General features: G+C 33.4%; 27 protein-coding genes and 2 tRNA genes. 9 read left to right on the top strand and 20 right to left on the bottom strand.

Annotated elements, in window-relative coordinates; all coding sequences use genetic code 11:
* Positions 1-182 precede the first annotated feature (182 nt).
* Positions 183-971, top strand: coding sequence for a hypothetical protein (locus NCC77_RS22220; protein ID WP_250837514.1), 789 nt, complete (start codon positions 183-185; stop codon positions 969-971).
* 133 nt (positions 972-1,104) lie between these two features.
* Here the strand turns inward: NCC77_RS22220 and NCC77_RS22215 are convergent, their stop codons facing one another.
* The 4 genes from NCC77_RS22215 to NCC77_RS22200 all read right to left on the bottom strand — a co-directional run bounded on the left by NCC77_RS22215 (position 1,105) and on the right by NCC77_RS22200 (position 3,128).
* Positions 1,105-1,356: a GIY-YIG nuclease family protein gene (locus tag NCC77_RS22215; protein ID WP_250837513.1), complete on the bottom strand. Its 252-nt coding sequence runs from the start codon at positions 1,354-1,356 to the stop codon at positions 1,105-1,107.
* Positions 1,357-1,417: 61 nt separating this feature from the next.
* Positions 1,418-1,492 (bottom strand) — tRNA-Val (locus tag NCC77_RS22210).
* 153 nt (positions 1,493-1,645) lie between these two features.
* Positions 1,646-1,723 (bottom strand) — tRNA-Val (locus NCC77_RS22205).
* Between the two features lie 178 nt (positions 1,724-1,901).
* A complete protein-coding gene (locus NCC77_RS22200; RefSeq protein ID WP_250837512.1) occupies positions 1,902-3,128 on the bottom strand; it encodes a bifunctional folylpolyglutamate synthase/dihydrofolate synthase in 1,227 nt (408 codons plus the stop codon).
* Positions 3,129-3,258: 130 nt separating this feature from the next.
* Here NCC77_RS22200 and NCC77_RS22195 point away from each other — a divergent pair, with 130 nt between their 5' ends.
* Positions 3,259-3,954, top strand: a complete 696-nt coding sequence (locus tag NCC77_RS22195) for a MotA/TolQ/ExbB proton channel family protein (RefSeq protein ID WP_250837511.1) — start codon at positions 3,259-3,261, stop codon at positions 3,952-3,954.
* Positions 3,955-3,957: 3 nt separating this feature from the next.
* Positions 3,958-4,353 carry an ExbD/TolR family protein gene (locus NCC77_RS22190; protein ID WP_008464192.1) on the top strand — a complete coding sequence of 132 codons (396 nt, stop codon included), beginning with the start codon at positions 3,958-3,960 and terminating at the stop codon, positions 4,351-4,353.
* 392 nt (positions 4,354-4,745) lie between these two features.
* On the opposite strand, the gene NCC77_RS22185 is transcribed toward NCC77_RS22190, so the two are convergent.
* From NCC77_RS22185 to NCC77_RS22175, 3 genes are all read right to left on the bottom strand, one after another.
* A complete protein-coding gene (locus NCC77_RS22185; protein WP_250837510.1) occupies positions 4,746-5,651 on the bottom strand; it encodes an energy transducer TonB in 906 nt (301 codons plus the stop codon).
* 360 nt (positions 5,652-6,011) lie between these two features.
* The gene (locus tag NCC77_RS22180) at positions 6,012-7,238 is read right to left on the bottom strand and encodes a Glu/Leu/Phe/Val dehydrogenase dimerization domain-containing protein (RefSeq protein ID WP_250837509.1); all 1,227 of its coding nucleotides are present in this window, start codon (positions 7,236-7,238) and stop codon (positions 6,012-6,014) included.
* A 142-nt stretch (positions 7,239-7,380) separates the two neighbouring features.
* On the bottom strand, positions 7,381-7,956 hold the full coding sequence (locus tag NCC77_RS22175) for a chalcone isomerase family protein (RefSeq protein ID WP_250837508.1): 576 nt from the start codon (positions 7,954-7,956) through the stop codon (positions 7,381-7,383).
* Between the two features lie 492 nt (positions 7,957-8,448).
* Between NCC77_RS22175 and NCC77_RS22170 the strand changes: the two genes are divergently transcribed.
* The 5 genes from NCC77_RS22170 to NCC77_RS22150 all read left to right on the top strand — a co-directional run bounded on the left by NCC77_RS22170 (position 8,449) and on the right by NCC77_RS22150 (position 12,438).
* Positions 8,449-9,591, top strand: a complete 1,143-nt coding sequence (locus NCC77_RS22170; protein ID WP_250837507.1) for an acyl-CoA dehydrogenase — start codon at positions 8,449-8,451, stop codon at positions 9,589-9,591.
* A 133-nt stretch (positions 9,592-9,724) separates the two neighbouring features.
* Complete coding sequence (locus tag NCC77_RS22165; RefSeq protein WP_250837506.1) at positions 9,725-10,702, top strand: M20/M25/M40 family metallo-hydrolase; 978 nt, start codon at positions 9,725-9,727, stop codon at positions 10,700-10,702.
* A 35-nt stretch (positions 10,703-10,737) separates the two neighbouring features.
* Positions 10,738-11,415 carry an SDR family NAD(P)-dependent oxidoreductase gene (locus tag NCC77_RS22160; RefSeq protein WP_250837505.1) on the top strand — a complete coding sequence of 226 codons (678 nt, stop codon included), beginning with the start codon at positions 10,738-10,740 and terminating at the stop codon, positions 11,413-11,415.
* Positions 11,416-11,442: 27 nt separating this feature from the next.
* Positions 11,443-11,811, top strand: coding sequence for a four helix bundle protein (locus NCC77_RS22155; protein WP_250837504.1), 369 nt, complete (start codon positions 11,443-11,445; stop codon positions 11,809-11,811).
* A gap of 12 nt (positions 11,812-11,823) precedes the next feature.
* Positions 11,824-12,438, top strand: coding sequence for a SprT-like domain-containing protein (locus tag NCC77_RS22150; protein ID WP_250837503.1), 615 nt, complete (start codon positions 11,824-11,826; stop codon positions 12,436-12,438).
* A 112-nt stretch (positions 12,439-12,550) separates the two neighbouring features.
* On the opposite strand, the gene NCC77_RS22145 is transcribed toward NCC77_RS22150, so the two are convergent.
* The 6 genes from NCC77_RS22145 to gcvP form a co-directional block, all read right to left on the bottom strand.
* A complete protein-coding gene (locus NCC77_RS22145; RefSeq protein WP_250837502.1) occupies positions 12,551-13,312 on the bottom strand; it encodes an ABC transporter ATP-binding protein in 762 nt (253 codons plus the stop codon).
* Complete coding sequence (locus NCC77_RS22140; protein ID WP_250837501.1) at positions 13,312-14,058, bottom strand: MlaE family ABC transporter permease; 747 nt, start codon at positions 14,056-14,058, stop codon at positions 13,312-13,314. The genes NCC77_RS22145 and NCC77_RS22140 overlap by 1 nt, the downstream gene beginning before the upstream one ends.
* Before the next feature lie 79 nt (positions 14,059-14,137).
* Positions 14,138-14,986: a glycosyltransferase family 2 protein gene (locus tag NCC77_RS22135; RefSeq protein ID WP_250837500.1), complete on the bottom strand. Its 849-nt coding sequence runs from the start codon at positions 14,984-14,986 to the stop codon at positions 14,138-14,140.
* A 127-nt stretch (positions 14,987-15,113) separates the two neighbouring features.
* On the bottom strand, positions 15,114-15,641 hold the full coding sequence (locus tag NCC77_RS22130; RefSeq protein ID WP_095931815.1) for a methyltransferase: 528 nt from the start codon (positions 15,639-15,641) through the stop codon (positions 15,114-15,116).
* Positions 15,642-15,924: 283 nt separating this feature from the next.
* The gene (locus NCC77_RS22125) at positions 15,925-16,983 is read right to left on the bottom strand and encodes a 3-oxoacyl-ACP synthase III family protein (protein WP_095931816.1); all 1,059 of its coding nucleotides are present in this window, start codon (positions 16,981-16,983) and stop codon (positions 15,925-15,927) included.
* 412 nt (positions 16,984-17,395) lie between these two features.
* On the bottom strand, positions 17,396-20,245 hold the full coding sequence (gene gcvP, locus NCC77_RS22120; protein WP_250837499.1) for an aminomethyl-transferring glycine dehydrogenase: 2,850 nt from the start codon (positions 20,243-20,245) through the stop codon (positions 17,396-17,398).
* 198 nt (positions 20,246-20,443) lie between these two features.
* On the opposite strand from gcvP, the gene NCC77_RS22115 reads away from it, so the two are divergent.
* Positions 20,444-21,256 carry a UbiA prenyltransferase family protein gene (locus NCC77_RS22115; RefSeq protein WP_250837498.1) on the top strand — a complete coding sequence of 271 codons (813 nt, stop codon included), beginning with the start codon at positions 20,444-20,446 and terminating at the stop codon, positions 21,254-21,256.
* Between the two features lie 441 nt (positions 21,257-21,697).
* Here the strand turns inward: NCC77_RS22115 and NCC77_RS22110 are convergent, their stop codons facing one another.
* The 7 genes from NCC77_RS22110 to NCC77_RS22080 form a co-directional block, all read right to left on the bottom strand.
* On the bottom strand, positions 21,698-22,093 hold the full coding sequence (locus tag NCC77_RS22110; RefSeq protein ID WP_250837497.1) for a DUF1090 family protein: 396 nt from the start codon (positions 22,091-22,093) through the stop codon (positions 21,698-21,700).
* Positions 22,094-22,160: 67 nt separating this feature from the next.
* Positions 22,161-22,616 carry an SRPBCC family protein gene (locus NCC77_RS22105; protein WP_250837496.1) on the bottom strand — a complete coding sequence of 152 codons (456 nt, stop codon included), beginning with the start codon at positions 22,614-22,616 and terminating at the stop codon, positions 22,161-22,163.
* Positions 22,617-22,755: 139 nt separating this feature from the next.
* Positions 22,756-23,661, bottom strand: a complete 906-nt coding sequence (locus tag NCC77_RS22100; RefSeq protein ID WP_250837495.1) for a TIGR01777 family oxidoreductase — start codon at positions 23,659-23,661, stop codon at positions 22,756-22,758.
* A gap of 129 nt (positions 23,662-23,790) precedes the next feature.
* Entirely contained in the window at positions 23,791-24,609 is an 819-nt protein-coding gene (locus NCC77_RS22095; protein ID WP_250837494.1) for a thiol-disulfide oxidoreductase DCC family protein, read from the bottom strand.
* Positions 24,610-24,636: 27 nt separating this feature from the next.
* Positions 24,637-25,377: a YqjF family protein gene (locus tag NCC77_RS22090; protein ID WP_250837493.1), complete on the bottom strand. Its 741-nt coding sequence runs from the start codon at positions 25,375-25,377 to the stop codon at positions 24,637-24,639.
* A complete protein-coding gene (locus NCC77_RS22085; protein WP_250837492.1) occupies positions 25,374-25,655 on the bottom strand; it encodes a hypothetical protein in 282 nt (93 codons plus the stop codon). The genes NCC77_RS22090 and NCC77_RS22085 overlap by 4 nt, the downstream gene beginning before the upstream one ends.
* A gap of 55 nt (positions 25,656-25,710) precedes the next feature.
* Positions 25,711-26,214: a GbsR/MarR family transcriptional regulator gene (locus tag NCC77_RS22080; RefSeq protein ID WP_129054171.1), complete on the bottom strand. Its 504-nt coding sequence runs from the start codon at positions 26,212-26,214 to the stop codon at positions 25,711-25,713.
* Positions 26,215-26,264: the final 50 nt, after the last annotated feature.

Genomic DNA, 26,264 nt, shown 5'->3' with positions numbered 1-26,264 from the left:
GAGGAACGAAGGATCACACAAGAAATTCCATAAAGTATATCGCCAATCTTTGTAGATTTCCGAGTGTGATTTCTCGTTCCTCGAAATGACAATTACTTACATATTGGATATTCCGAAATGTATAAAAGAAACTCAAAATATTCCTATATTCGTTTGGAAGAAGTGTAATTTTAAATAAGATAATGAAGAATATAACAAAAGAGTTTAAAGATGCTAAAGTTGAGTTTTTAAAATCAAATGGCTCAGAGAAAAGTGTTGAAAAACTATATGATATCATTTATTTTTTAAAAGACTTGAAGGAGCCAACTTTTGATGAAAAATTTATTCTGGCCAAGATTTATAATATGGTGGGAAGTAATATATATGCTTCTAAAATTGTTGAGGAAAGTTTGAAAACAAGTGGTTTGTTTCAAACTATAAAATTAAAAGCACTGGCATCAAAAATAGAAAGTCAAGATATTTGGAATATTAAAATTTATAGCGATTTACGTGATTCTAAGATAAAAAAAGTACCGACGAAACTAAGTATTGAAGATCTTGTAGTATCTGTTGATGTTGATGGTGGCTACTGTGTTGGGATTTCTGCAGAAGTTAAAAATATAGTTCTTTTGAATAAGAACTTTACTAATGAGGATATCTGGGGAGATGGAGAAGGATATTTTATTTTTTCTGAAAAAAAGCCAGATGTTTATCTATTGGAATCAATAATAGAATACTTGATATGGTTGGGGCAAATAAGTGATGAACTTCTTGATTTTTATAATCAGGCTAATTTTAGACATAAACTTCTAAATGTAGGAGAGAATTGGTTTGATGGTTTAAGTGTTTTTGATTTTTCTGTCTACATTGATGAAAATGGTGACTTTAATACTGAAATTCTTTTACATGATTATATTCAAAATGATTTTGGATTTCATTTAGAAATTGTAAATAAAGATTTTAAACAAATAAAATACAATCCGGAATTGTAAAGATTGTTTCAATAACTAACTGGTAAGTTTAAAAATAAGCATAAAAAAAACTCCTTAATTTCTTAAGGAGTTTCTTGGTGGGCGATGAGGGGTTCGAACCCCCGACCACTTCCGATGAAAAATCGGAATGCTCTTAACCAGCAGATCTAATTAACTCCTCAATTTTAACTCTGCTTTTCCATGATTTAATTTGCAATTCTCTTTTATGAGCAATTTCTTTTGTTTCGTAATTTTCAGTATAAACCACTTTCCAGTCGTTTACATTTCCTGTAAACCCTTTGCTTTTTTGATTATGGCGTATTAGTCTTTCTTTTAGATTGGAAGTAAATCCAATGTAAAATTTATTCTTGCTTTCGCTAAATAGGATATAGACGATAAAATTCATGGATGTATATAAACTAAAAAAAACTCCAAAATCAAATGACTTTGGAGTTTTTGGAATTCTGTGGGCGATGAGGGGTTCGAACCCCCGACCCCCTCGGTGTAAACGAGGTGCTCTGAACCAGCTGAGCTAATCGCCCTATTTTACTAGGTTGCTATCGTTTGTGATTGCGAGTGCAAATATACGTTTGTTTTTGAGTTCTGCAAACAATTTTTAACTTTTATGAATTTTTAAATATTCTTTTCAGTCCTCTTATTTAAAAGAAAACTCCTTAATTTCTTAAGGAGTTTCTTGGTGGGCGATGAGGGGTTCGAACCCCCGACCCCCTCGGTGTAAACGAGGTGCTCTGAACCAGCTGAGCTAATCGCCCTATTTTACTAGGTTGCTATCGCTTGTGATTGCGAGTGCAAATATACGCTTGTTTTCGAGTCCTGCAAAGAAAAAAGAATAAAAAATAAAACTTTTTTAAAAATAACTCATATCTATTTGTTTATGAATTTGTTATTAAAATGAATTTTTTAAAGTTTTTTCTAAACCAAAAGTATATTTTAGTTCAAAGGCAATTCGGCAACGACAAAAGTGCTTCCGCCAACGTAAATAAAATCATTTTCCGAGGCATTTTTCTTCGCTTCCGCGAAAGCGATGGCAACAGAATCGTATTTTTCTCCAATCAAATCATGTTTTTTTGCTTCACTTTGTAAAGTTTCGGCTGGCAAAGCTCGTGACGAATCTGGATTGCAGAAATAATATATAGCTTCTTTTGGAAAAAGCGGCAAAATAGAATCCAAGTCTTTATCATTTACAACTCCTAAAACAATATGAAGTTTCTCGTATTTTTCATTCTTCAGCTGATTCATTACAACCGTTAATCCATGTTTGTTGTGAGCAGTGTCGCAAATAATTTTTGGGTTTTCTCCCAATTGTTGCCATCTGCCTTGCAAACCCGTATTTTTTACAACATGCAATAAACCTTCTTTCAACTGTTCGATCGAAATTTTAAAATCGGTTTCATTATTCAAAATAGAAATCGTCTGCTGAACCGTTTTTTTATTATGAAACTGATAATCTCCAATCAAATCAGACAAATAAATCTGATCAATTAAATCTGAAGCAAAAGAAATCAGCGCGTTGTTTTCTTCGGCTTTAGCCAAAAATACAGGTTTGGTTTCATCATTATATTCGCCAATAACAACAGGAATATTTGGTTTTATAATTCCCGCTTTTTCTCCCGCAATCGCTTCCAAAGTATTTCCTAAAAATTGAGTATGATCTAAACCAATATTGGTAATTACCGAAACCAAAGGCGTAATAATATTCGTTGCGTCCAATCTTCCGCCCAAACCCACTTCGATAATTGCAATATCTACTTTTTCTGCAGCAAAATAATCAAATGCCAAACCAACTGACATTTCGAAGAAACTCATGTCATTGGCTTCAAAAAAATCTTTGTGTTTTGCGATAAATTCAATCACGAATTCTTCTGAGATTTCTCTACCGTTTATTTTTATTCTTTCCCTGAAATCTTTCAAGTGCGGAGAAGTATATAATCCGACTTTATAACCTGCTTCTTGTAGAACAGACGAAAGCATATGCGAGGTAGAACCTTTTCCGTTTGTGCCCGCAACGTGAATACATTTTAGCTCGTTTTGCGGATTATCAAGATGAGCCGCCAACAATTTGATATTCGTTAAATCTTCTTTATACGCCGAAGCACCTTGCAATTGGTACATTGGAAGTTGATTAAACATCCAATTGGTGGTCTCTTGATAGTTCATTTGTTTAGATAAAATGGTTGTTGATTGAAATAAATTTCGATTTTTGTAGTTTAATATTACAGCGAAAATTATCTTTATTGCAAATTTCAAATATTTTTTAGAATTAATTATTAAAAACCAGAATTAATATATGTTTAGTTTTATTCAGTTACAAACAGATACAATCGCAAATGCTTCAAATGTAGTGATCGAGAAGATTGCAGCACCGCAAAATGAAATTTCAATGTTTGGTTTCATCATGAAAGGGGGAGTGTTCCTAATACCAATTGCGATTTTATTGTTTTACACTATTTACTTGATTTTTGAACGTTATATGTACATTAGCCGAGCATCTAAAATTGATAGTAGATTGATGCAAGATATTGGTGAAAAATTGCATTCTGGGAATATTGAATTAGCAAGAACAATTGTAGAAAGAAACAATACTGCAGCCGGAAACATTTTAAAAGAAGGTGTTTTGATAATCGGAAGACCAATTTCAGAAATTGAAGCCAACATGGATCGCGCTGCCGATATCGAAATTGGAGAAATGGAAAGACATTTAGGTCATCTTGGACTTATTGCTGGTATTGCGCCAACGTTAGGTTTCATTGGAACGATTTCTGGGGTTATTAAAATTTTCTATAGCATTTCGGTTACAGAAAATATTAGTATCGGAAACATTTCTGGAGGTTTATACGAAAAAATGATCAGTTCAGGTTCTGGATTAATTGTGGGTATTATTGCGTATAGCGCTTACCACTTGTTGAACGGAAAGATTGATAATTTTGCTTTAAAAATTCAGAAACAGATTTTAGAATTTGTCAATATAATTCAAAGAGCATAAGCCATGTCTATTAAAAGAAAAAGAAGATTTCACGCCGAAGTTGCGACTTCATCTTTGAGCGATATCATGTTTTTCCTGCTGTTGTTTTTCTTAATTATCTCAACACTGGCAAATCCGAATGTGATTAAGATGACATTGCCAAAAGCTAAAGCGAATGAAAAGACCAATAAACAATTAATTAGTTTATCGGTTACAGAAGATAAAAAGTTCTACATTGACAAACAGGAGGTTGATTTTGAAAATCTAGAAACGAGTTTAATGTCAAAAATAGGAACAGATAAAGAACAAACCGTTGTGGTTCGAATTCCGTTTAATCTGCAAGTTCAAGATTTAGTAGATGTTTTGCAAATAGGAGTAAAGAACAATCTGAAATTTGTAATTGCAACAAGTCCGAAATAGATTTAATATTAGGGCGTGACCATACCGGGATAAAAAGGCAAATATACTTTGCGTATATACGCCTTTTTATCTCGGTATGGTCGGGCTATCCGCGCTACTTTGGTAGCCAGCTCCTATCCCTCACGCGAACTAATTGGTAATCTAGACCTGACAGGTTTTAAAAACCTTTTAGGTCTAATAGGAGAAGCAAAAAACGCAATTTTGTCATTTCGACGAAGGAGAAATCTCCACAAGTAACTCCGCAACGAGAACCCAATCTTTGTAGAGCTTCTCGCGAAGATTTCTCCTTCGTCGAAATGACAAACTGGGCGGAAATAAAAAAGGCTTTCAGATTTCTGAAAGCCTTTTTCTATGAAAACAGATTTAGTGTAAATCTGTGTAATTCGTGTTTTTTAATCCAAACTAAAATTATAAATAATTTTCCCAACTTGTTTTGCCGGAGCATCACTGTCAGATTCCCATTTGGTATTCATTGCTGCAATTCTTGCTTGATCTAATAAACATTTTGCCGTATTTGTTGTTCCTTTAATTCCTGCCGTCGCACTTATTGTTTTTCCGTTTTGGTCAACGCTTACTTCAACAACGACTTTTCCTTCTTCGTTACAAGTATATTTTGGTGCAGGTTTAGAAAGGGCTTTTCTGTTTCCTAAAGAATATCCAGATCCTCCACCAGAACCGCCGCCACTTCCGGCTCCGTAACCGCTTCCTGTGCCAATGCCATTTCCGGTTCCGTTACCGCCTCCAGTTCCTCCGCCAGAGCCACCAGATCCGTAATAACCGTTTGAGTTTAAACTTCCGTTTGCTTTTCCTTTATTTCCAGCTGCTTTATCGTCTCCATCGCCACCTTTATTAGAACCTTTCATAATGCTGGCTAAAGCATCATTTGTTGAGTTAGAAACTTTTGGTTTTTCTGGAACAGGTTTTTGTATCGGTTTTTCAACAGGAACAGGTTTCTTCGGTTTCTCTTTGGTCGGAATAACAACATCATTATCAGCAGTTGTATTCTCTTGACTAATTATAGCTTCTTCTTCGGGAGTTGCTTTTGCGGGAGCTTGTTTTACATTGTTTTTTACATCTAGAACTTCGCTTTTATAATTGGCACCAGAGCCTAAATCGCTGTCTCCGAAATTTACAGTCACGCCACCGCCACCTCCGCCGCCATCAGCAAGAGCTACATTGTTTTCTGGATTATAAGGAGGCCAGAAACGTATAAAAAGCAACAATAGAATTATTGCCGCATATATAGCTGTTGTGAATAGCAATGATTTCTTTTGATCTGTAGAAATAGAGGAACTCATTTAAATTCTGAATTTTGAAATGTATTATTTTAAAAACGTTTAAAAGTAGTAAAAATTGTTTAGAATGGAAGAGAGAATTTAACCGCTAAGTTCGCAAAGGTTTTTTTTAAATTATAACGCAAAGCACGCTAAGATTTACGCAAAGAAACGCAAAGTTTTAATTGACTTAAATTTGAGTGAATCTTAAGATTAAAAGTTCACAAAGCTTTGTCAAAATAAAGCTTTGCGAACTTAATATTTAGATATTGTTTGCGTTCCAAATTAAAATAACTTAGCGTGCTTTGCGTTAAAAAATCTGCAGTACAAAAAAACGAGCCAAATAGAAATCTGGCCCGTTTATATATTAAAGTGTAGAATATATTACACTAATTGTTTCAAAGCAATTTCAAAAGCAGTTGCACTGATATTTGTTTTTGATTGACTTAAAGCATGAGCTTTTACAATCGCATTTTTAATTGTGTCTGAAGTATCGTTAAAAATAGCCTCATCTGTCATTTGAACTTTTTTCTCCATGAAATAAGCAAAAACTCGTGCCATTCCGCAGTTTGAAATAAAGTCTGGAATTAAACTAACCTTACGGTCTACTTCTTCCATAATAGAACCAAAGAAAATTTCCTTGTCAGCAAAAGGAACATTCGCACCGCAAGAAATAACTTCCAATCCATTTGCAATTAAGCTGTCAATTTGTGCTTGAGTTACCAATCTAGATGCAGCACATGGAGTGAAAATCTCTGCGCCGATTGTCCAGATTTTAGAATTGATTTCTTCAAACGGAATCATATTATCTGCAACCAGTTTATTTCCGTCTTTATTTAAAAATAACGTTCTAATTTCTTCAAAAGAAAAACCTTCTTCTTTTATTAATCCACCGTCGCGATCAATAATTCCGATAACTTTTGCGCCCATTTCTGCTAAATAAAAAGCTGCTGCAGAACCCACGTTTCCAAAACCTTGTACGATTGCTTTTTTACCTTGTATGTCTCCGCCGTAAGTTGTATAGAAATGACGAACCGCTTCGGCAACGCCATAACCCGTAATCATATCGGCAACTGTATATTTTCTAGTTACGTCTGGAGAGAATTTAGGGTTTTCGATAACCTTAATTACACCCTGACGCAATTGACCAATTCTATTAATTTTATCAGCTTCTGTTGGTTTAAAGTGTCCGTTGAAAACACCTTCCTGCGGATGCCATACACCACATTCTTCTGTCATTGGAATAACTTCATGAATCTCATCAACATTCAAATCTCCTCCAGTTCCATAATAGCTTTTCAATAACGGAGAAACGGCTTTGTACCAACGTTGCAAAACACCTTTTTTGCGAGGATCATTTGGGTCAAAGTTAATTCCAGATTTAGCTCCTCCAATTGCAGGACCAGAAACTGAGAATTTAACTTCCATAGTTTTTGCCAATGACAAAACTTCGTTCATGTCTAAGCCTTTTCTCATTCTTGTTCCTCCACCCGCAGCTCCTCCACGAAGTGAATTAATTACAGTCCACCCTTCGGCTTCTGTTTCAGAATCTTTCCAATTGAAAACAATTTCAGGTGCTTTGTTTTCAAATTGTTGTAATAAATCTTTCATTTTGTTGTGATATGTTTATTTTGCGTAAAAGTATAAAATAGAATAATGCGAATAATGTATTTTGCAGCAAATTTAGCAAACAAAAAAGAAAAGCCGAAAACTATTAGGTTTTCGGCTTTTTGAATATTTAGAAAATTAAGAACTATTGTCCTAATAAGTGTTTTTTCAAAGTTTCGTCAACTGGTTTGTCAGAAAGCCAGATTCCGAATAATGCTTTTTTGAAATCAAATCCAGGAATTTTTCCTTTCAAGATTTCATTTTTAGAAACGTAAACATTTTGGTCAAAAGGGTTGTAAGCTAAAACAAATACATCTTTTTCTGTAATTGCGTCACTTAAAAAGCTTTTCAGCTGTTCGATTCTAGGGCGTAATTGTTCAAGATTTGCTCCTGCAGATTTTTCAAAACCTGCGTTCATTGCTTTTGTCAGTTTGCTTGAAGAAACCATAGAAGAAGTAATTTCGATTCTAACAGCCATTTCAGTATCACTATCGATAATGAATTGCGGATCCTGTGCTAATTGAGATAAATACAATGCCTGAACATATACTTCCAGCCACATTTTTGATCTTCCGCCTGCTCCGTTTAACTGTAATGACTTGCCTTGAAATTCTATTTTTCTAGGAACTGTTACACCGTTAACTTCGATTTGAGTTTGTGCCGAAACAGTAGAAAATGGTAAGCTTAAAAGGACTATCAGTAAAAGTAAAATCTTTTTCATATTCTATCAAATTTTTATTTTTAAGGCAAAAATAATAGTAATTTATTAATATTTGGTTCATTTTTGTTATGTTTTTTTTATGTAAAAAATACATTTAATTTTTCTATTACATTAAAAATCAAATTAGTAAGACTAGTTTTACGTAGATTTACGTGCTTTAAGAATTGTTTAAGCATTGCTCGCTAAAAATCTATCAAAAATGTTCGTTTTTTTATGCTTTAAAAAGAAAAATTGACTTTTAAATTTTAAAAGAATTGTTGCGAGATTAATGCTGATTTGAAGAAAAAGCTAAATAATCACGAAAACGTTATCGTAATCTTTGCTGATCTATTAATTTTATATGCGCGCATTGTAAATTACACTTTTAAAAAGTATCTTTGGAAGCCTTTGAACTGAAAAGTTTTAGGAGCTCAAAAAAAACAAAAACATAAAAAACCATCAACTAAAATTTCTTTTTGAAATTGAGTTGAAAAAACTTTAAAGAATACTACTATGGATTTTAATCTTACCGAAGAACATTTAATGATTCAGCAGGCTGCAAGAGATTTTGCTCAAAATGAATTATTGCCGGGAGTTATTGAACGTGACGAAAACCAGACTTTTCCAACTGAGCAAATCAAAAAAATGGGTGAGCTTGGATTTATGGGAATGATGGTTGATCCTAAATATGGAGGAAGCGGCTTAGACGCTATTTCTTATGTTATTGCAATGGAAGAAATTTCTAAAGTAGATGCTTCTGCCTCTGTTGTAATGTCTGTAAACAATTCATTAGTTTGCTGGGGATTACAAGAATATGGTACTGAAGAGCAAAAACAAAAATACCTTCCAGGTTTGGCTTCTGGAGAAATTCACGGAGCTTTTTGTTTGAGCGAGCCAGAAGCAGGAAGTGACGCAACTTCTCAAAAAACAACAGCTGTTGATATGGGAGATCATTATTTAGTTAACGGAACTAAAAACTGGATCACAAACGGAAATACCGCATCTGTATATTTAGTAATTGCACAAACACATCCAGAATTAAAGCACAAAGGAATCAATGCTTTGATTATGACTAAAGATATGCCAGGTTTTTCAGTTGGTCCGAAAGAACAGAAAATGGGAATCCGCGGTTCTGATACACATTCATTAATGTTTTCTGATGTTAAAGTTCCAAAAGAAAACAGAATCGGTGAAGATGGTTTCGGATTTAAATTTGCAATGAAAACTCTTGCAGGCGGTAGAATTGGAATCGCTTCGCAAGCATTAGGAATTGCTTCAGGAGCTTATGAATTGGCATTAAAATATTCTAAAGAGCGTAAAGCTTTTGGAACTGAAATTTGCAACCATCAGGCAATTGCTTTTAAATTGGCAGATATGGCAGTAAATATTGAAGCAGCGCGTCATTTATGTATGAAAGCAGCTTGGGATAAAGACAATAATAAAAATTACGACGTGAGCGGTGCAATGGCAAAATTATTTGCTTCGCAAGTTGCAATGGACACTTCAGTTGAAGCTGTTCAAATTCACGGAGGAAACGGGTATGTAAAAGAATATCACGTAGAGCGTTTTATGCGTGATGCTAAAATTACTCAGATTTACGAAGGAACTTCTGAAATTCAGAAAATCGTAATTTCTAGAGCAGTTATTGCTGGATAAATAATCGTAAGAATATATTTTAAACCCTTTCGGCTTTTAGTTGAAAGGGTTTTTTTTATGAATATTCTATTACTTTTCATAAGTTTATAGTCCAATAAAATTTATTATCAATCATCAATAAAAACAGAAAACCATGAGAAAGCTATACTTTTTGCTTCCATTTATTTTTTTAGCATGTAAATCGGGAACTTCAACTTCAAATGAGAGTGGAGCAAAAACAGATTCAAAGCCAATAGAAATTAGCTATAAAGTAAAAGAATCTGAAATTTCAGATTTTCTAAAATATCTTTCTTCTGATGAATTGGAAGGACGTGAAACAGGAACGAAAGGAATTGAAAAAGCTGCTGTTTTCTTGGAAGACTTTTTAAAGAAAAATAAAATCAAACCGTATTTTAAAACCTATCGCGATACTTTGACCAATTTTGATGCACCAGCTTTCAATATTGTTGGGGTTATTGAGGGAACAGATCCTGAACTTAAAAAAGAGTTTGTTGTTTTGAGTGCGCATTATGATCATATTGGTTTAGAGAAAAAAGAACAGGCCGATAAAATAAATAATGGCGCAAACGATGATGCTTCGGGCGTAACTTCTGTAGCGGCAATGGCAAAATATTTTAGCGAAACTAAAGCGAATAAGCGAAGCATCTTAATTGTGTTTTTTGCGGGAGAAGAAAAAGGATTGCTAGGATCAAAAAGTTTAGTGGAGAAATTGAAAAAACAAAATTTCAATCTTTATACACAATTAAACATAGAAATGATTGGTGTGCCAATGAAACGAGATTATCTAGCTTATATTACAGGTTTTGATAAATCGAACATGGCGCAAAAAATAAACGAATACACAGGAAAAAACACCATCGGATTTTTACCGAAAGAAGCAGAATATCAATTATTCTACCGTTCTGATAATTATTCGTTTTTTCAAGCTTTTGGAAAACCATGCCAATCCCTAAGTACTTTCGATTTTGAAAACTTTGATTACTATCACCATGTTTCAGATGAATTTAAATTAATGGATATTCCTCATATCACAGCATTCACGCAAGAATTATTGCCTGCAGTAACCAAAATTGCGATTTCGCCAACGCAAGAAATAACAATGAACAAATAAGAGGCTGTTTTACAGCATTTGATTATTTTTGCTACATGAAAAATATTATCGTTACAGGAACAAGCAGAGGAATTGGTTACGAATTAGCCTTGAAATTTGCCGAAGCAGGTCATCAGGTTTTGGCCATTTCCAGAAAAATACCGCAAGCGCTTTTAGAACATCAAAATGTAACTTGTCTGTCTGTTGATTTGGCAGATGAAACGGCTTTGGATCAGGTTGACAATTTTCTTTCTTCAACATGGAAAAAAGTAGATGCAGTGGTTCATAATGCTGGAGCTTTGCTTTTAAAACCTTTTGCAGAAACGACACAGGCAGATTTTGAAAATATTTATAAAGTGAATGTTTTTGCTGTTGCCAATTTAACTCGTATATGTATTCCGTATTTAGAAAAAGGAAGTCATGTTGTAACCATCAGTTCAATTGGCGGGGTTCGCGGAAGTTTGAAATTTGCTGGATTAGCGGCTTACAGTTCGAGTAAAGGAGCTGTAATTACTTTAACTGAATTATTGGCTGAAGAATATAAAGAAAAAGGAATTTCATTTAATGTTTTGGCTTTGGGTTCTGTTCAAACTGAAATGCTAAATGAAGCTTTCCCTGGTTATCAAGCTCCAATTTCTGCTGAAGGAATGGCAACTTATATTTATGATTTTACATTAAATGGCAATAAATATTTTAACGGAAAAGTTTTAGAAGTGTCTTCAACAAATCCGTAAACAATTATGAATTATGAGTTATGAATTATGAGTGAGAGTATTGTAAAAACTAAAAGTTTTGAATTAGCAGTAAGAGGAGTTAATTTTTATAAATGGCTAGTTGCAGAAAGGAAGGAATTTGTGATGAGTAAGCAATTTTTACGTTCAATTACTTCTGTTGGCGCGAATGTTCGTGAAGCTGTCAATGCGCAAAGTAAGCCTGATTTTATACATAAATTGTCTATTTCTCAGAAAGAATGTGATGAATCAATGTATTGGTTAGAAATATTAATTGCAACAAATTATATTACTATTGCTGAATTTGAATCCATGCACAAGCAATGTGAAGAAGTTCTGAAAATCATAAAAAGCATAATTATAACGTCAAAGAAAAAACTCATAACCCAAAACTCATAATTCATAACTAAATTGAGCGAAACTTTAGCTAAATATATTCCTGAACACGCGGTAAAACCTGTTTTCGATTTGATAGTGGCCAATCAGGTTCACTTGAAAATTGTAAACGAGCGTCAGACGCGTCACGGAGATTATAGGAGAGGACCAAGTGGAAAGCATGAAATTACGGTTAACGCAAGTTTGAATAAGTATCGTTTTTTAATTACGTTGATTCATGAAATTGCACATTTGGTTGCTTTTGAGAAATTCGGACGAAATATAAAACCGCATGGAAATGAATGGAAATATACTTTTCAGCGTTTAATGGTTCCGTTTATTCGGCCAGAAATATTTCCAGGGCAGATATTACCGCTTTTGGCAAGACATTTCAAAAATCCTTCAGCGAGTAGTGATACCGATACTACTTTGTCTTTGGCTTTAAAACAATATGACAAAGAAAATGATAAAAATTACGTGTTTGAAATTCCGTACGGAAGTGTTTTTAGAATTAAAAATGGTAAAGTTTTTAAGAAAATAGCCGTTAGGACAAAACGTTTTGAGTGTTTAGAAATCAGCTCAGGAAAGACTTATCTTTTTAATCCGAATGCGGAAGTAGAATTGATAACATTAAAAAATCCCAATATCTAAATTCCAAATTCCAAATTCCAATCTTTGAAAAAAGTTGATAAAAAAAATCCCAAATTCCAATTGTAGTAAACTTTGGAATTTGGGATTTTTAATATTGGAATTTCTAAAAGGACTAGCCTTTCAAATAGGCTTCTCTTACTTTTTTGAAAAGGTTTGAAGAATAAACAAATTTAACTACCGCCTCATTGTCGGTCGTAAAGATTTCCTCTTTAGTTCCCTGCCAAGCTTTAAGACCTTTCTTTAAGAAGACAATATTCTCACCAATCTCCATTACAGAGTTCATATCGTGTGTATTGATTACGGTTGTAATGTTGTATTCGCGGGTAATTTCCTGAATCAAATTATCAATCAAAGTCGAAGTATTTGGATCTAAACCAGAGTTAGGTTCATCACAAAACAAATATTTCGGATTGTTTACAATTGCGCGAGCAATAGCCACACGTTTCTGCATTCCTCCAGAAATTTCAGAAGGCAGTTTTTTGTGTGCATCGATTAGATTTACTCTTTCTAAAACAAAATCAACTCGTTCTTTAATTTGCGCTTTGTTGTTATTAGTAAACATTTTTAGCGGGAAAGCTACATTTTCTTCAACAGTCATCGAGTCAAATAAGGCACTTCCCTGAAATACCATTCCGATTTCGGTTCTCAAGTCGCGTTTTTCATCTTTGTCTAAATCAGAATAAACCCTTCCGTCAAATTCAATTGTTCCTGAGTCTGGCGTATGAATTCCTAATAGCGTTTTTAATAGAACTGTTTTTCCAGATCCACTTTGTCCAATAATCAAGTTGGTTTTTCCAGTTTCAAATACCGTCGAAACGCCTTTTAAAACTTTGCTATCCCCAAATGATTTTTCTATATTTTTTACTTCTATCATTATCCTAATAATAATTGAGTTAATATATAATTAAAAAGAATGATACAAACAGAAGTCCATACGAATGATGTTGTACTTGCTTTACCAACTTCTAATGCACCACCTTTCATATAATATCCGTGAAAAGATGGGATTGTTGCCAATAGCATGGCAAAGATTAAAGTTTTAATAAAGGCATAAGTAATATGGAACGGTATGAAATCTTTTTGAGCTCCCATAATAAAATCTGCACCAGTTGAAAATCCTCCGTAAGCACAAGCTATCCATCCACCAAAAATTCCTAAAAACATACTAATCCCGATTACGAAAGGATACATTAATAAAGCGATTATTTTTGGAAAAACAAGATAGTTTACGGAGTTAACTCCCATAACTTCTAACGCATCAATCTGTTCTGTAACTCGCATTGTTCCTATACTTGAAGTAATGTAAGACCCCATTTTTCCGGCCATAATTACCGAAATAAAAGTAGGGGCAAACTCTAAAACTACAGATTGACGCGTAGCAAAACCAATTAAATATTTTGGAATTAAAGGATTGGTTAAGTTTAATGCTGTTTGAATGGCAACAACTCCTCCGATGAAAAAAGAGATAAAGCAAACAATTCCTAGTGAGTCAATAATAAGATCATCAATTTCTTTTAGGATTAGATTTTTCATAACAGGCCATTTAGTCTGTTTGTTGAAAATTTCTTTCAGCATTAAAAAATATTTCCCTACTTGGGATAAATAACGGATTAGCATCATAATTTTTAAATATTGGCTAAGGTAAAAAGAAGTTATGAGTTATGAGTTATGAGTTCAGTTTTTTCGAGTGTTTTACCAATCAAATTAACTTTTCTTTCATTTTTTTCAAACGATAATTTCTAATAAATTTAGCTTGTTCAGGTGTAACCAATAAAGGTGTTTTTGCTTTTTTAGCTTTCCAAAAACCTTTTATATAGTCTAAAAACAGAAATGGTTTTTTCTTCATCATCGCCAATTTTGCCGAAGCAATTGCGGTAATCCAAAATCCATAACCTAGAGTGTAAAAAGCTTCGCCTTGTTTGTAACGAGCTGTTTTATTGTAATTTGCTCCAGTTGGTTTTAGATGTTTTACATGTAAAGATTGGTCGGTAACAATTTTCCAATTGTAATATTTACAAAGCAATTCATCAACAGTATCCCAACCCATTGCGGGGCGTAAACCTCCAATTTGTTGATAGGTTTCTTTTCTATACGCTTTTAAGGCTCCGCGAATATGATCTTTATCGGTAAGATTTTCTAAAACCCATTCGCCATTTTTATCAATGTAGCAGAATCCTCCAACCATTCCAACTCTTTCATCTGATTCGAAATGTTTAATAATGGTCTCAAAATAGTTTGGAGGAAAAATTAAATCGCCGTCTATTTTTACAATGATATCATAATTGGAATCTAAAGTTTCAAAACCTTTTTGAAAAGCCTGAATCACTTTGCTTCCAGGCATATGAATTGCATCTGAAGTTTTATTTACAACAGAAATATACGGATTGTCTTTTGCAAAACCCAACACGACTTCTTCAGTTTTATCTGTAGAATTGTCATTTACCACCACAACTTTTGATGGCAAGATGGTTTGAGAAACCAAAGATTCTAAAGTCAAGCCTATTAAATCTTGTTCGTTGTGTGCGGGAATGACGATGTAGTATTTCATTTTAAATTCCAAATTTTTAAAAATTCCAAATTTCAATTTTTGAGAATTAATCCCAATCTTCTAAAATTCCAAATTCCAATCAAAGCTGGTTCAATTGGAATTTGGGATTTTTTATTGGAATTTGCCTTTAGGCTTTTATTTTTTCAGCAACAACAATATAATATCTTGGAGTGAAATATCTTAATAAGGGTCTGAATCCGAATTTTTTTACTGGATGTGTAAATTGTAATCGATCGGTAATTTTCCAACCCGTTTTTTCTAAAAGCCAATCCAATTGCCAATCTTCAAATTCATGGTAATGTCTGTCCCACATATCGGTTTTAGAACGGTATGCAGGTGAAAACCATAAACGTAACGGAATTGAAATTAATAGTTTGTCACATTTTACATTTTGTAAAACGGTGTATGGATTTAGTAAATGTTCGAAAATTTCAAATGCAGTAAAAACAGTATATTCTTCCGTTTGTAGCGCCGTATGGTCGTTGTCTAAATCTTCGCCTTTTGTGTTTTTTACGGTATAACCATTTTCTTCCATTATCTTAGAAAACGGATTGGGTACACCAAAATCAAAAATGGTTTCAGATGTGCTAACGTGCTTTTTTAAAAACTCTAAGGTAAGTTTGAATCTTTTATTCGGAAACGTTTTTTCGTACATAGTTATTGCGAACGAATTAATCTCTCGTTCTTGATTTTAATTAGGTCGCAAATATACTAAAAAAGTATTCAGTGTTCAGTTTTTAGTATTCAGTTGCGGTGCTAAGTTTTAAAATGAATTTCTCGCAAAGACGCGAAGTCGCAAAGTTTTGATTAAAAAAAATAAACCATATAAGTAATATAAGTTCAATTAAAAGAAAACTTAATTGAACTTATATTACTTATATGGTTAAAAACTTCGCGACTTCGAGTCTTTGCGAGATTATTTCACTCGACTTTAAATTTTAATATCTATAAACAAAAGCATTAATATTCATTCCAGCTCCTACTGAAGCAAAAATAAGAACATCGCCTTTGTTGATTTCGTGGTTCTCTATTTTTCCTTGTAAAATCAAATCGTATAGAGTAGGAACAGTTGCAACACTGCTATTTCCTAGATCGTGAATACTCATTGGCATAATATCTTTTGGAGCTGTTTTATCGTAGAGTTTGTAGAAACGTTCGATAATTGCTTCGTCCATTTTTTCGTTTGCTTGGTGAATCAGGATTTTTTTGACTTCATCAATTCCAATTCCGCTTTTATCTAAACAGCTTTTCATAGCGCACGGAACATTGCTTAAAGCAAATTCGTAGATTTTACGTCCATACATTTTGATGTATTTAATGTCTGGATCTAAATCTGGATTATACGATTTTCCGAAGAAAAGATAATTCGCTTCATCATTGGCATAAGTAGCACTTTCGTAAGATAACAATCCAGCATCATCAGTTGATGCTTCTAAAATTGAAACTCCAGCTCCATCAGAATAAATCATAGAATCACGGTCGTGATCATCTACAACTCTAGATAAAGTCTCGGCACCAATTACCATTACTCTTTTTGCCATTCCAGATTTGATAAAAGCATTTGCTTGTAAAACGCCTTCAATCCATCCTGGACATCCAAAAAGAATATCGTAAGCCACACATTTAGGATTTTTAATTCCTAATTTATTTTTAACTCTTGTAGCTAAACTTGGTAAAACATCAGTTTGATGCGTTCCTGTTTTTACGTCACCGAAATTATGCGCAAAAATAATGTAGTCTAAAGTTTCTGGATCGATTCCCGCGTTTGCAATTGCTTTTTCAGCTGCAAAGAAAGCTAAATCAGAAGAATTATATTGCGGTTCGGCATAACGGCGATTCTCGATTCCCGTAATACCTTTAAATTTTTTAATTACAACTTCATTAGGATAACCAAAAGGAGTTCCGTCCTCATTTAAAAAAACATGTTTATCAAAATCTGTGTTTTTTACTTCTAAATTAGGAATATAACTCCCAATACCAATAATTTTTATTTTCATTTCCCTTTAATTATCCGATAAATTTAGTGCTAATGTATAAATAATATTATGATAACTATCATAAAAAATAGTATGCATGCATATAATTATGAAATAACTATTTTTCTGTAAATATATTGTCTTTTTTCTAATGATTTTTTAATATTTGCTAGATTTCAAACGATTGAAGGAGATTTGGAGACTAATCTTTTTTTGCTATTATCTTGATTTTAATGAATTAATTTCACAAAAGATTAGCAGAAAGTTATGTTTCTTTAAATCAGATTTCTTCTTTGTTGTTTGAGTTAGAAAGTTTCAAGTTTCAGGTTATGCTGGAGCTTGAAACCTGAAACTTGAAACTTGAAACAAAAAAACAAAACCCGACAGGTTTTTAAAACTTGTCGGGTTTAGATATTTATAAGAAAACTAAATTTTAGCTTTCCATGTAAGCTTCAATAGGAGCACAGCTACAAACTAAATTTCTGTCACCGTAAGCATCGTCAACACGACGAACTGATGGCCAGAATTTATTGTCCGCAATATACTCTAATGGGTAAGCAGCTTTTTCTCTAGTATAAGGGAAATCCCAATTGTCTGTAGTTAACATTGCCAATGTGTGAGGTGCATTTTTCAATACATTGTTTTTATCATCAGCTGTTGCAACTTCAATTTCTTTTCTAATTGAGATAAGAGCATCACAGAAACGATCTAATTCTGCTAAATCTTCAGATTCAGTTGGTTCGATCATTAAAGTTCCTGCTACTGGGAAAGAAACTGTTGGAGCGTGGAAACCGTAATCCATTAAACGTTTAGCGATATCACCAACCTCGATTCCGTTTTCTTTAAATGCACGGCAATCTAAAATCATTTCGTGAGCCGCTCTTCCGCATTCTCCAGTGTAAAGAATTGGGTAGTGTCCTTCGAAACGAGATTTCATGTAGTTAGCATTTAAGATAGCGTGTTCTGTAGCGCTTTTTAATCCTTCAGCTCCCATCATGGTGATGTAACCGTAAGAAATTAAACATACTAAAGCTGATCCGTAAGGCGCAGATGAAATTGCTGTAATAGCTTGTTCACCACCTACTTTTAAGATTGGGTTTGTTGGCAAGAACGGAACTAATTTTTCGTTCACACAAATTGGTCCAACGCCAGGTCCACCGCCTCCGTGAGGAATAGCGAATGTTTTGTGTAAGTTTAAGTGACAAACGTCAGCGCCAATTGTAGCTGGATTTGTTAATCCAACTTGCGCATTCATGTTTGCACCATCCATGTATACTAATCCGCCATTGTCGTGGATTAATTTTGTGATTTCGATAATCGAAGATTCGAAAACTCCGTGAGTCGAAGGATAAGTTACCATTAAACAAGATAAATCATCTTTGTGTTCAATCGCTTTTTCTCTTAAATCTTCTACGTCAATATTTCCTTCTGGAGTCGTTTTAGTAACGATGATTTTCATTCCGGCCATCGCTGCAGAAGCAGGGTTTGTTCCGTGAGCAGATGAAGGAATCAAACATACATTACGGTGACCTTCGTTTCTAGATAAATGGTAAGCACGAATCGCCATTAAACCTGCGTATTCTCCTTGAGCACCTGAGTTTGGCTGTAAAGTTGTTCCAGCAAATCCAGTAATTACATTTAATTGCTGCTCTAATTTTTTAAGCATTGTAATGTAACCTTCTGCTTGTTCTACTGGTGCAAACGGGTGAATGCTGTTCCAGTTTGGCATTGAAAGAGGCAACATTTCTGAAGCTGCGTTTAACTTCATTGTACAAGAACCTAACGAAATCATGGAGTGGTTCAATGATAAATCTTTACGCTCTAATTTTTTGATGTAACGCATCAACTGACTTTCTGAATGATGATTGTTGAATACATCATGCGTTAAGAAAGAAGATGTTCTTTCTAATGAAGCTGGTAATTGACTAGCTTGAGTTAATTCAGAAACAGAAACCGTTTCTTTTCCTAAAGCTTCAGCAAAGATCGCAACGATTTGGTTGATGTCGTTAATTGAAGTCGTTTCGTTTAACGAAATAGAAATTGATTCAGCATCAGGATAGAAGAAGTTTACTTCGTTTTTCTCTGCAACAGCTTTTACTTTTTGAGCGTCTGCTTTTACTAAAATAGTATCAAAGTAAGCTGTGTTAGTTTGGAAAACTCCAATTTTATTTAAAGCCTCAGCAGTAGTAACTGCAGATGCGTGAACTTTGTTTGCAATATATTTTAATCCCTCTGGACCGTGGTAAACTGCATACATTCCAGCCATAACTGCTAGTAAAACTTGAGCAGTACAAATGTTAGAAGTTGCTTTTTCACGTTTAATGTGTTGTTCACGAGTTCCTAAAGCCATACGTAAAGCGCGGTTTCCATTTACGTCAATAGAAACTCCGATAATACGGCCTGGCATAGATCTTTTGTATTCGTCTTTAGTTGCAAAAAATGCAGCGTGCGGACCACCATAACCCATTGGCACACCAAAACGTTGTGAAGTTCCAACCACAACTGCAGCTCCCATTTCTCCTGGAGAAGTTAAAGCAGCAAGTGATAAAATATCGGCAGCAAAGGCAACTTTGATTTCGTTTTCTTTTGCTTTAGCAACAAAAGCGCTGTAATCGTTTACCTGACCGTATTTTCCTGGGTATTGTAAAATAGCTCCAAAAAACTCAGTTGAAAAATCAAAAGTTTCGTGGTTTCCAACAACTAATTCAATTCCAATTGGAGTTGAACGTGTTTGAAGTACTGATAAAGTTTGAGGTAAAATTTCTTCAGAAACGAAGAATTTGTGTGTATTGTTTTTCTTTTGATCACGAGTACGAACATCAAAAAGTAAAGCCATCGCTTCAGCAGCAGCTGTACCTTCGTCCAATAAAGAAGCATTTGCAATTTCCATTCCTGTTAATTCGATAACAGTAGTCTGGAAATTTAAAATTGCTTCCAAACGACCTTGAGCAATTTCTGCTTGGTAAGGCGTGTAAGCAGTATACCATCCTGGGTTTTCGAAAATATTTCTCTGAATTGGCGCAGGAACGATAGTTGGATGATAACCCAAACCAATATAAGATTTGAATACTTTATTTTTCTTCCCTAATTCTTGAATGTGATTTGCAAATTCATATTCTGTCATCGCAGGATCTAAGTTCAAAGGTGCTTTTAAACGAATATCGTCCGGAAGGGTTTCATAAACAAGTTGCTCAATTGAGTCAACTCCAATAGTTTTCAGCATGTGCTGAAGATCAGTTTCTCTTGGACCAATGTGTCTTAAAGCAAAAGCATCTGTTTTCATTTGTAGCTATCTATTTTTTTTAAATTGATGTGTTCGTACACCATTTTGACATACGAATCACATTTAAAAGTAAATGTGTTGTTTTTTTGTGGCGCAAAATTAAGTATTATTAATAATTTAATAGGTATTTTTAACTTCAATTTTTATCAAATTTATAACTAAAGAGTTGATTTGTTACTAATTGATTAGATTTGAGATATGAAACTTTTAAAACAAATTTTCGATTTTTATTTAAACAGCAGTATTCACGTGGCTTTATCGTGTTATGCTTTGGTCCGAATTACATTTCATGTGTTTCATATTCAGTACGATGAGCCAATGGCATTGTTTGTTTTTTTCGGAACAATTGTAGGATATAATTTCGTAAAATATGATGCGCTGGTTCGCGTAAAGAAAAACCCGATAGGAACTCAGCTAAAAATTATTGCTGTTTTGAGTTTTATTTCGGTGATTTTAGTTGGCTACTATTTTTTTAATTTAAAAAGAATAACACAAATAGTCTCCGTTGGAATTTTTGCCATAACTGCACTTTACACATTACCCTTTTTTCCAAATCGAAGAAATGCCAGAAATTGGGCAGGAGTAAAAATCTATATTGTAGCGCTTTGTTGGGTTGGCGCTACTTTGGTTTTACCTTTAATAAATGCAGAGATTCCAGTTACTATAGATTTCTTTATTAAATGCATTCAAAGATTCGTTTTGGTTTTTGTACTGATTTTAGTTTTCGAAATTTTAGATTTAGCCAATGACGATCCGCATTTACAAACCGTTCCGCAGACAATCGGAGTAAAGAAAACCAAACTTTTAGGATTTTTGCTATTGATCCCGTTTTGGTTTTTAGAAGTTTTTATTTCAACATTCAATATTCATGACGCTATTATAAATCTTATTATGGTCATCATGCTGATGTTGTTTATTGCTTTTGCCAATCCGAATCGTTCCAAATATTACACTTCCTTTTGGGTCGAAAGTGTGCCCATTTTTTGGTGGCTGATGATCGTTTTTCTATAAAAATATTTAGGGCGTGCCACCATCCCGATAAAAGGGCTTACTTACTTTACGCTTATAGGCCCTTTTATCAGGATGCTGTCGGGCTATCCGCGCTACTTCGGTAGCCAGCTCCTATCCCTCACGCAAAACGTAAAACGAGAAAATTCGTTTTCAAAAGACATTTAGAATATTGCAAATGATTTCAAAATTTGGGATGTTTTTTTGCACAACGTTTCCCTCCGGTTTCAACCGCGGACTATGTTTAAAAAATAAATTTTGATTTAATTGTTTTTCAATTGCCTCCAGCTTTAGCTGGAGAATAAATATGATTGAATACTCTAGGCTTTAGCCAAACTTTACAATTTGGCCAAAGCCCAGATTGGAGACTTATTTTTACTTCCAGCTAAAGCTGGGGGCAATTAAAATTATCTTTTTAATCTGCCAAATCTGCGGGAGAAAAAATTATTTCGCTTTCTGTTCCGCCAAAGCTTTATTCAAATCTGCTTTAGCCTCATTTAGTTTTTTTCTTTTCTTGTCGATCTTTTCTTTGCTTTCCTTGTCTTTAATCGCTTCGTTCAAATCAGCAGTTCTTTCGTTGACTTCTTGCTGTTTCTCTTTTACCTTTTTGTCAAGATCTTTGTTGACTGTTTTGGTGGTGCAGTTTTTCTTGGTTTGCGCAATAGCTTCTTCAACACCTTTAATCTGATTTTGATTCCCAGCTTTTTTCGCGGCAGCCAATTTTGTGTTCAATTCACAAAGCTTTCTTTCACAACCTTTTAGAGTTGTACAATTGCTTTGAGAAAATCCGATAAAAGAAATTGCAAAGAAAACTACAGTTAATATCGTTTTTAATTTCATAAGTATGTTTTTTTGATTTTTAATTATTCATTTTAAGGATAATACTTATAAAAGTAAGCAATTTATATTATACGAGTTTTTCCGAAATGACTTTCAAAACCTTATTTCTTTCTAAAAGAAAATTAGTAAGATGTTTTTCCAAAAGCAAAATATCAAAAAGTTTACCAAATATCCCAAACGGAGTTTCATATTGCAATTTGTCTTTCATAATGGTAAAGCCATTTTCTTCTACAAAAAAATGTTCGTGTTTAAACGATTTGAATTTGCCTCTTTCCATTTCATCCACAAAATAATCATAGAAATTCATTGCCGTAATTCGGCTTTTGTGAGTGAGATAAAATCCGAAATGTTTGCCGCGCCAAGTTACCGTTTCGCTTAAATTAATTAAACCAGATGTTACACCCGCAATTGCTTTTTCTTTTGACGGACTTGCCGATTGTTGGTGAATATCGATATTTCTTGAGGCATCAAAAACGATTTGTTTTGAGGCTTTTATTTTGGTTGTGAGGTTTATTGTTGTCATTGGTTTATATTTTGTTTTGCACAATCTTGTCATTTCGACGAAGGAGAAATCTTCGTAAGTAGCTCCGTACAGAATGTCGTCAATCTTTGCAGAGTTACTCGCGAAGATTTCTCCTTCGTCGAAATGACAAATAAGACGTTTAAATCAAATCTTTAAAAGCCTCATCAATATCCCTAAACTTAAATCCAAACCCATTATCCAAAAGTCTTTTCGGAACTACATTTCTACTTTTCAAAACCAATTCGGTTTCAGTTCGAATAAAGAAAGATCCAATTTCAAGAAAAAATTTATTGATCGGAATTCCAAATGGAAAACCAACTGCTTTTCGAAGTTCCTGCATAAAGTCAACATTTCGAATTGGTTCTGGAGAAACAATATTGATAACGCCAGTAATTTCTTTCTGAAGAATAAAATCAATAGCATTCGCAAAATCTTCTTCATGAATCCAGCTTATAAACTGATTTCCTTTTCCTTGTTTTCCTCCAAAACCAACTTTTGCCAAAGTTTTTAACGGAATAAAAGCGCCTCCATTTTTTCCTAAAACAATAGAAGTTCGCAAAGCGGTTTTTAATGTATTTGGAGTTTCCGTTTTAAAGAATGCTTTTTCCCAAGAAAGCGCCACATTTATAGAAAAGTCATTTCCAATTTCGCCATCAACTTCATCCATTTGTTTGTCTAAAGAAAATCGGTAAATGGTTGAGGTAGATGAATTCAGCCAATGTTTCGGCGGATTTGTACAATTTAAAACGGCTTTGTTTAGAATTTTGGTGCTTTCAATTCGAGATAAAAGAATTTCTTTTTTGTTCTCTTTCGTATAACGGCAATCAACAGACTTTCCTGCGAGATTAATTAAAACTGTAGCATTCTCCAATTCCTTTTCCCAGCCCGAAAAAGTTCTAGCATTCCAGTTTACATATTTAATTCCGTCAATTGTTTGAGATTTTCCTCTTGTTAGAATTACAATCTCTTCAAATTTATTTTTGAAATGATCGACTAAAATTTGTCCTAAAAACCCTGTTCCGGCTGAGATTATGAGTTTGCTCATTGCTTGTGTTTTTTTTTGCCACAGATTAAAGTGATTTTAATGATTTTTTACGCAATTTATAAATCCGAATAATCACTTTAATCTGTGGCAAAAATTATAAAAATAAATTTGTGAATTCGTGGCTAATAATTAATTTAAAATTAAAAGTAGAGCGAGAATTCGGTAAAAAATCCAAGTGTAAGATAAGTAAAAAGGAAGTTTTAAAATTTTTACTCTTCTAAAATGTTCCAAAAACATAATCAAAACCGTAACTCCAAACCAGCCCAAAATGATTGTTTGAGGAAGTTGTAAAAACTGACTTAGAATTAAAATCGGAACTAAAATTAAACTTCCCATTAAAGAAACAGTCATTATATTTCCTGCATAATTCATAATTGTTTGTTTGTCAAATTTCAGCAGCAATAAACTTTGAAAAACAATTTGTCCAAATGCTAAAATGATCTCTCTCACAATATTTGATTTCGGTAAATTCGGAATCAAATTAGAATATCCAAATAAAACAAAACTCGTTATTGTAAATGCAAATGCGATGAAAAGAAATCTGTATTTATAATTGAAATCTGGAATACATTGCAATTTATTTTCTTCTTGTACATTTCCAGGAATAATTACTTTTCTGTTGTAAGAAACGAAAGAATACATTTTTTTCAGGATGAAATGAAGGGGTTTTATAGTCGCAATTTTTTCGATTAGCGGAAAAGAAAAACCAACCACTTTTATCAAACTGTCAATTCCGTATGTAACCGTTTTGGTTTTATTATTGATCAAAGCAATTTCGTTTGGAGCGCGCTTTAAGTCTACGAAATTTTGTTCTTCATCAGATAATTGGCAATATGATTTTCTTCCGTTTTCATCAAGCATGCCGCTTTTTACAAAACCAGTTGTGTACAAACTGCAAAGTGGACAATCTTCATCATAAAGTAAGGTTTGGTTTTCTAACGTTTTCATGATTTTTGGTTTTAAAGATGAATAGTTTTAAGCGTATAATTTTTCTTCGCTAGGAATCAACTCGATTTTTCTTTTGTTTTTAACTGTAATTTTTGAGCCTTCAGCCAGAAAGATTGAAGTTGGTTTTTGAGTTTGAAGAAATCCAAAATCGCTTCCGTAATTTTTTTTGAAATCAATATCAATTCGATGATTTAAAACTTCAAATTGTTCCCATCTTGGATGCGTCACTTCATATTCAAAAGTGGTTTCTTCATCGATTTGGGTGTATCCAAAATAATGTTCTGTAATAAATTCTGCTTCAGAATCCATTTCGATTTTACTTAAATCTTTTTTGGTTTCAATTTCAATTGTGTTCCATTCTTTGTCGTTCTTCCATTGATAAATGAAAGTTTTGCTGTTTTCATTTTCAATAATTTCATGTCTCATTTTCTGAGTTTCATAATGTTCTTGATACAAAGTATTGGCAATAAAAGTGATGGCTTTTTTAGGAACAATTTCTTTAATAAAAACCACACCACGTTTCCATTCTCCATTTTCGAAACGTTTTACATAAAATCTCAGATTCACTTCTTCAAAATTGATGTGAAATGGAACTTTAAATCCCAAAACTTTGGTATTTTTAAACATAAATCCGACCAAACTGACGTAACATTTGTTGTTCCAAATATCAATCTCAGTTCCTGCTGGAAGATATTTTTCTAATATTTCAGCATCAACTTCATAATTGAAAAGTGCTAAATTTTTCCATTCTGCTTTTAAGAAGTTCATAATTTCTTTTTTTGATTGTAAATAATAAAAGTGAGGAAGAATATTAATGAAATTGGCAATAAGAAAAGCCAGCTAAATTCTCCATTCCAAATCAGGAAGAAGAGAATCACTAAAGCAAAATAGATATAAATTAATTTGTTTTTTGGGAAGATTAAAACAAATAAAAGTGCTCCTAAAACTTGCAATCCACCTGTAATGGCTAAACCATAACCACCAAGCAGTAAAAAAATTAGGGCCGCTATATTTATAATTTCGACTATTTTGAATGTCGTTTTCATAGTTATTGACTGTTTTAAACTTTCAGAAAAAAATGAAAGTTTTAATTAAATTTTTTTACTTCATCATTTTTATAACCAATTTTCCCAACCAGTTATCATTAAATTCAGTCATTTTATCCAACATATTATCTGCTTTTAGAACGAAATCATACAATTTGGTAGTCTGATCTACAAAGTGTTTTTCTTCTGCAGAATCTTTTGCTTCGATAGTCGAAACTTCTTTTAAGATTTTTAGCGTTGGCTTGATTTCTCTTTTGCTTCTTTCTCTGGAAATTTTTACTGCCAGTTCGTCTAAATCTTTTTCTGCCGTGAAAAACTCTTTTCTTTCTCCAGCTTTATATTCTTTATAAACAATTCCCCAATCCATTAAACCTCTTAAGTTCATACTGGCATTTCCGCGGGAAATTTGCAATTCTTCCATAATGTCTTCCATAGAAACAGGTTCGTTCGAAACCATTAATAAAGCGTGGATTTGTGCCATCGTTTTATTAATACCCCATTGAGAGCCTAATGCTCCCCAGGTTTGTACAAACTTATTTTTTGCTTCTTTGAATTCCATGAATCAAATGTAAGTAAAAGTTTTTAAACTTTCAAAAATAATTGAAACAT

It is taken from the genome of Flavobacterium tyrosinilyticum (assembly GCF_023656565.1).
Taxonomy (GTDB): domain Bacteria; phylum Bacteroidota; class Bacteroidia; order Flavobacteriales; family Flavobacteriaceae; genus Flavobacterium; species Flavobacterium tyrosinilyticum.
The sequence above is the reverse complement of the archived record's forward strand: the minus strand, read 5'-3'. Positions and strand labels throughout refer to the sequence as shown.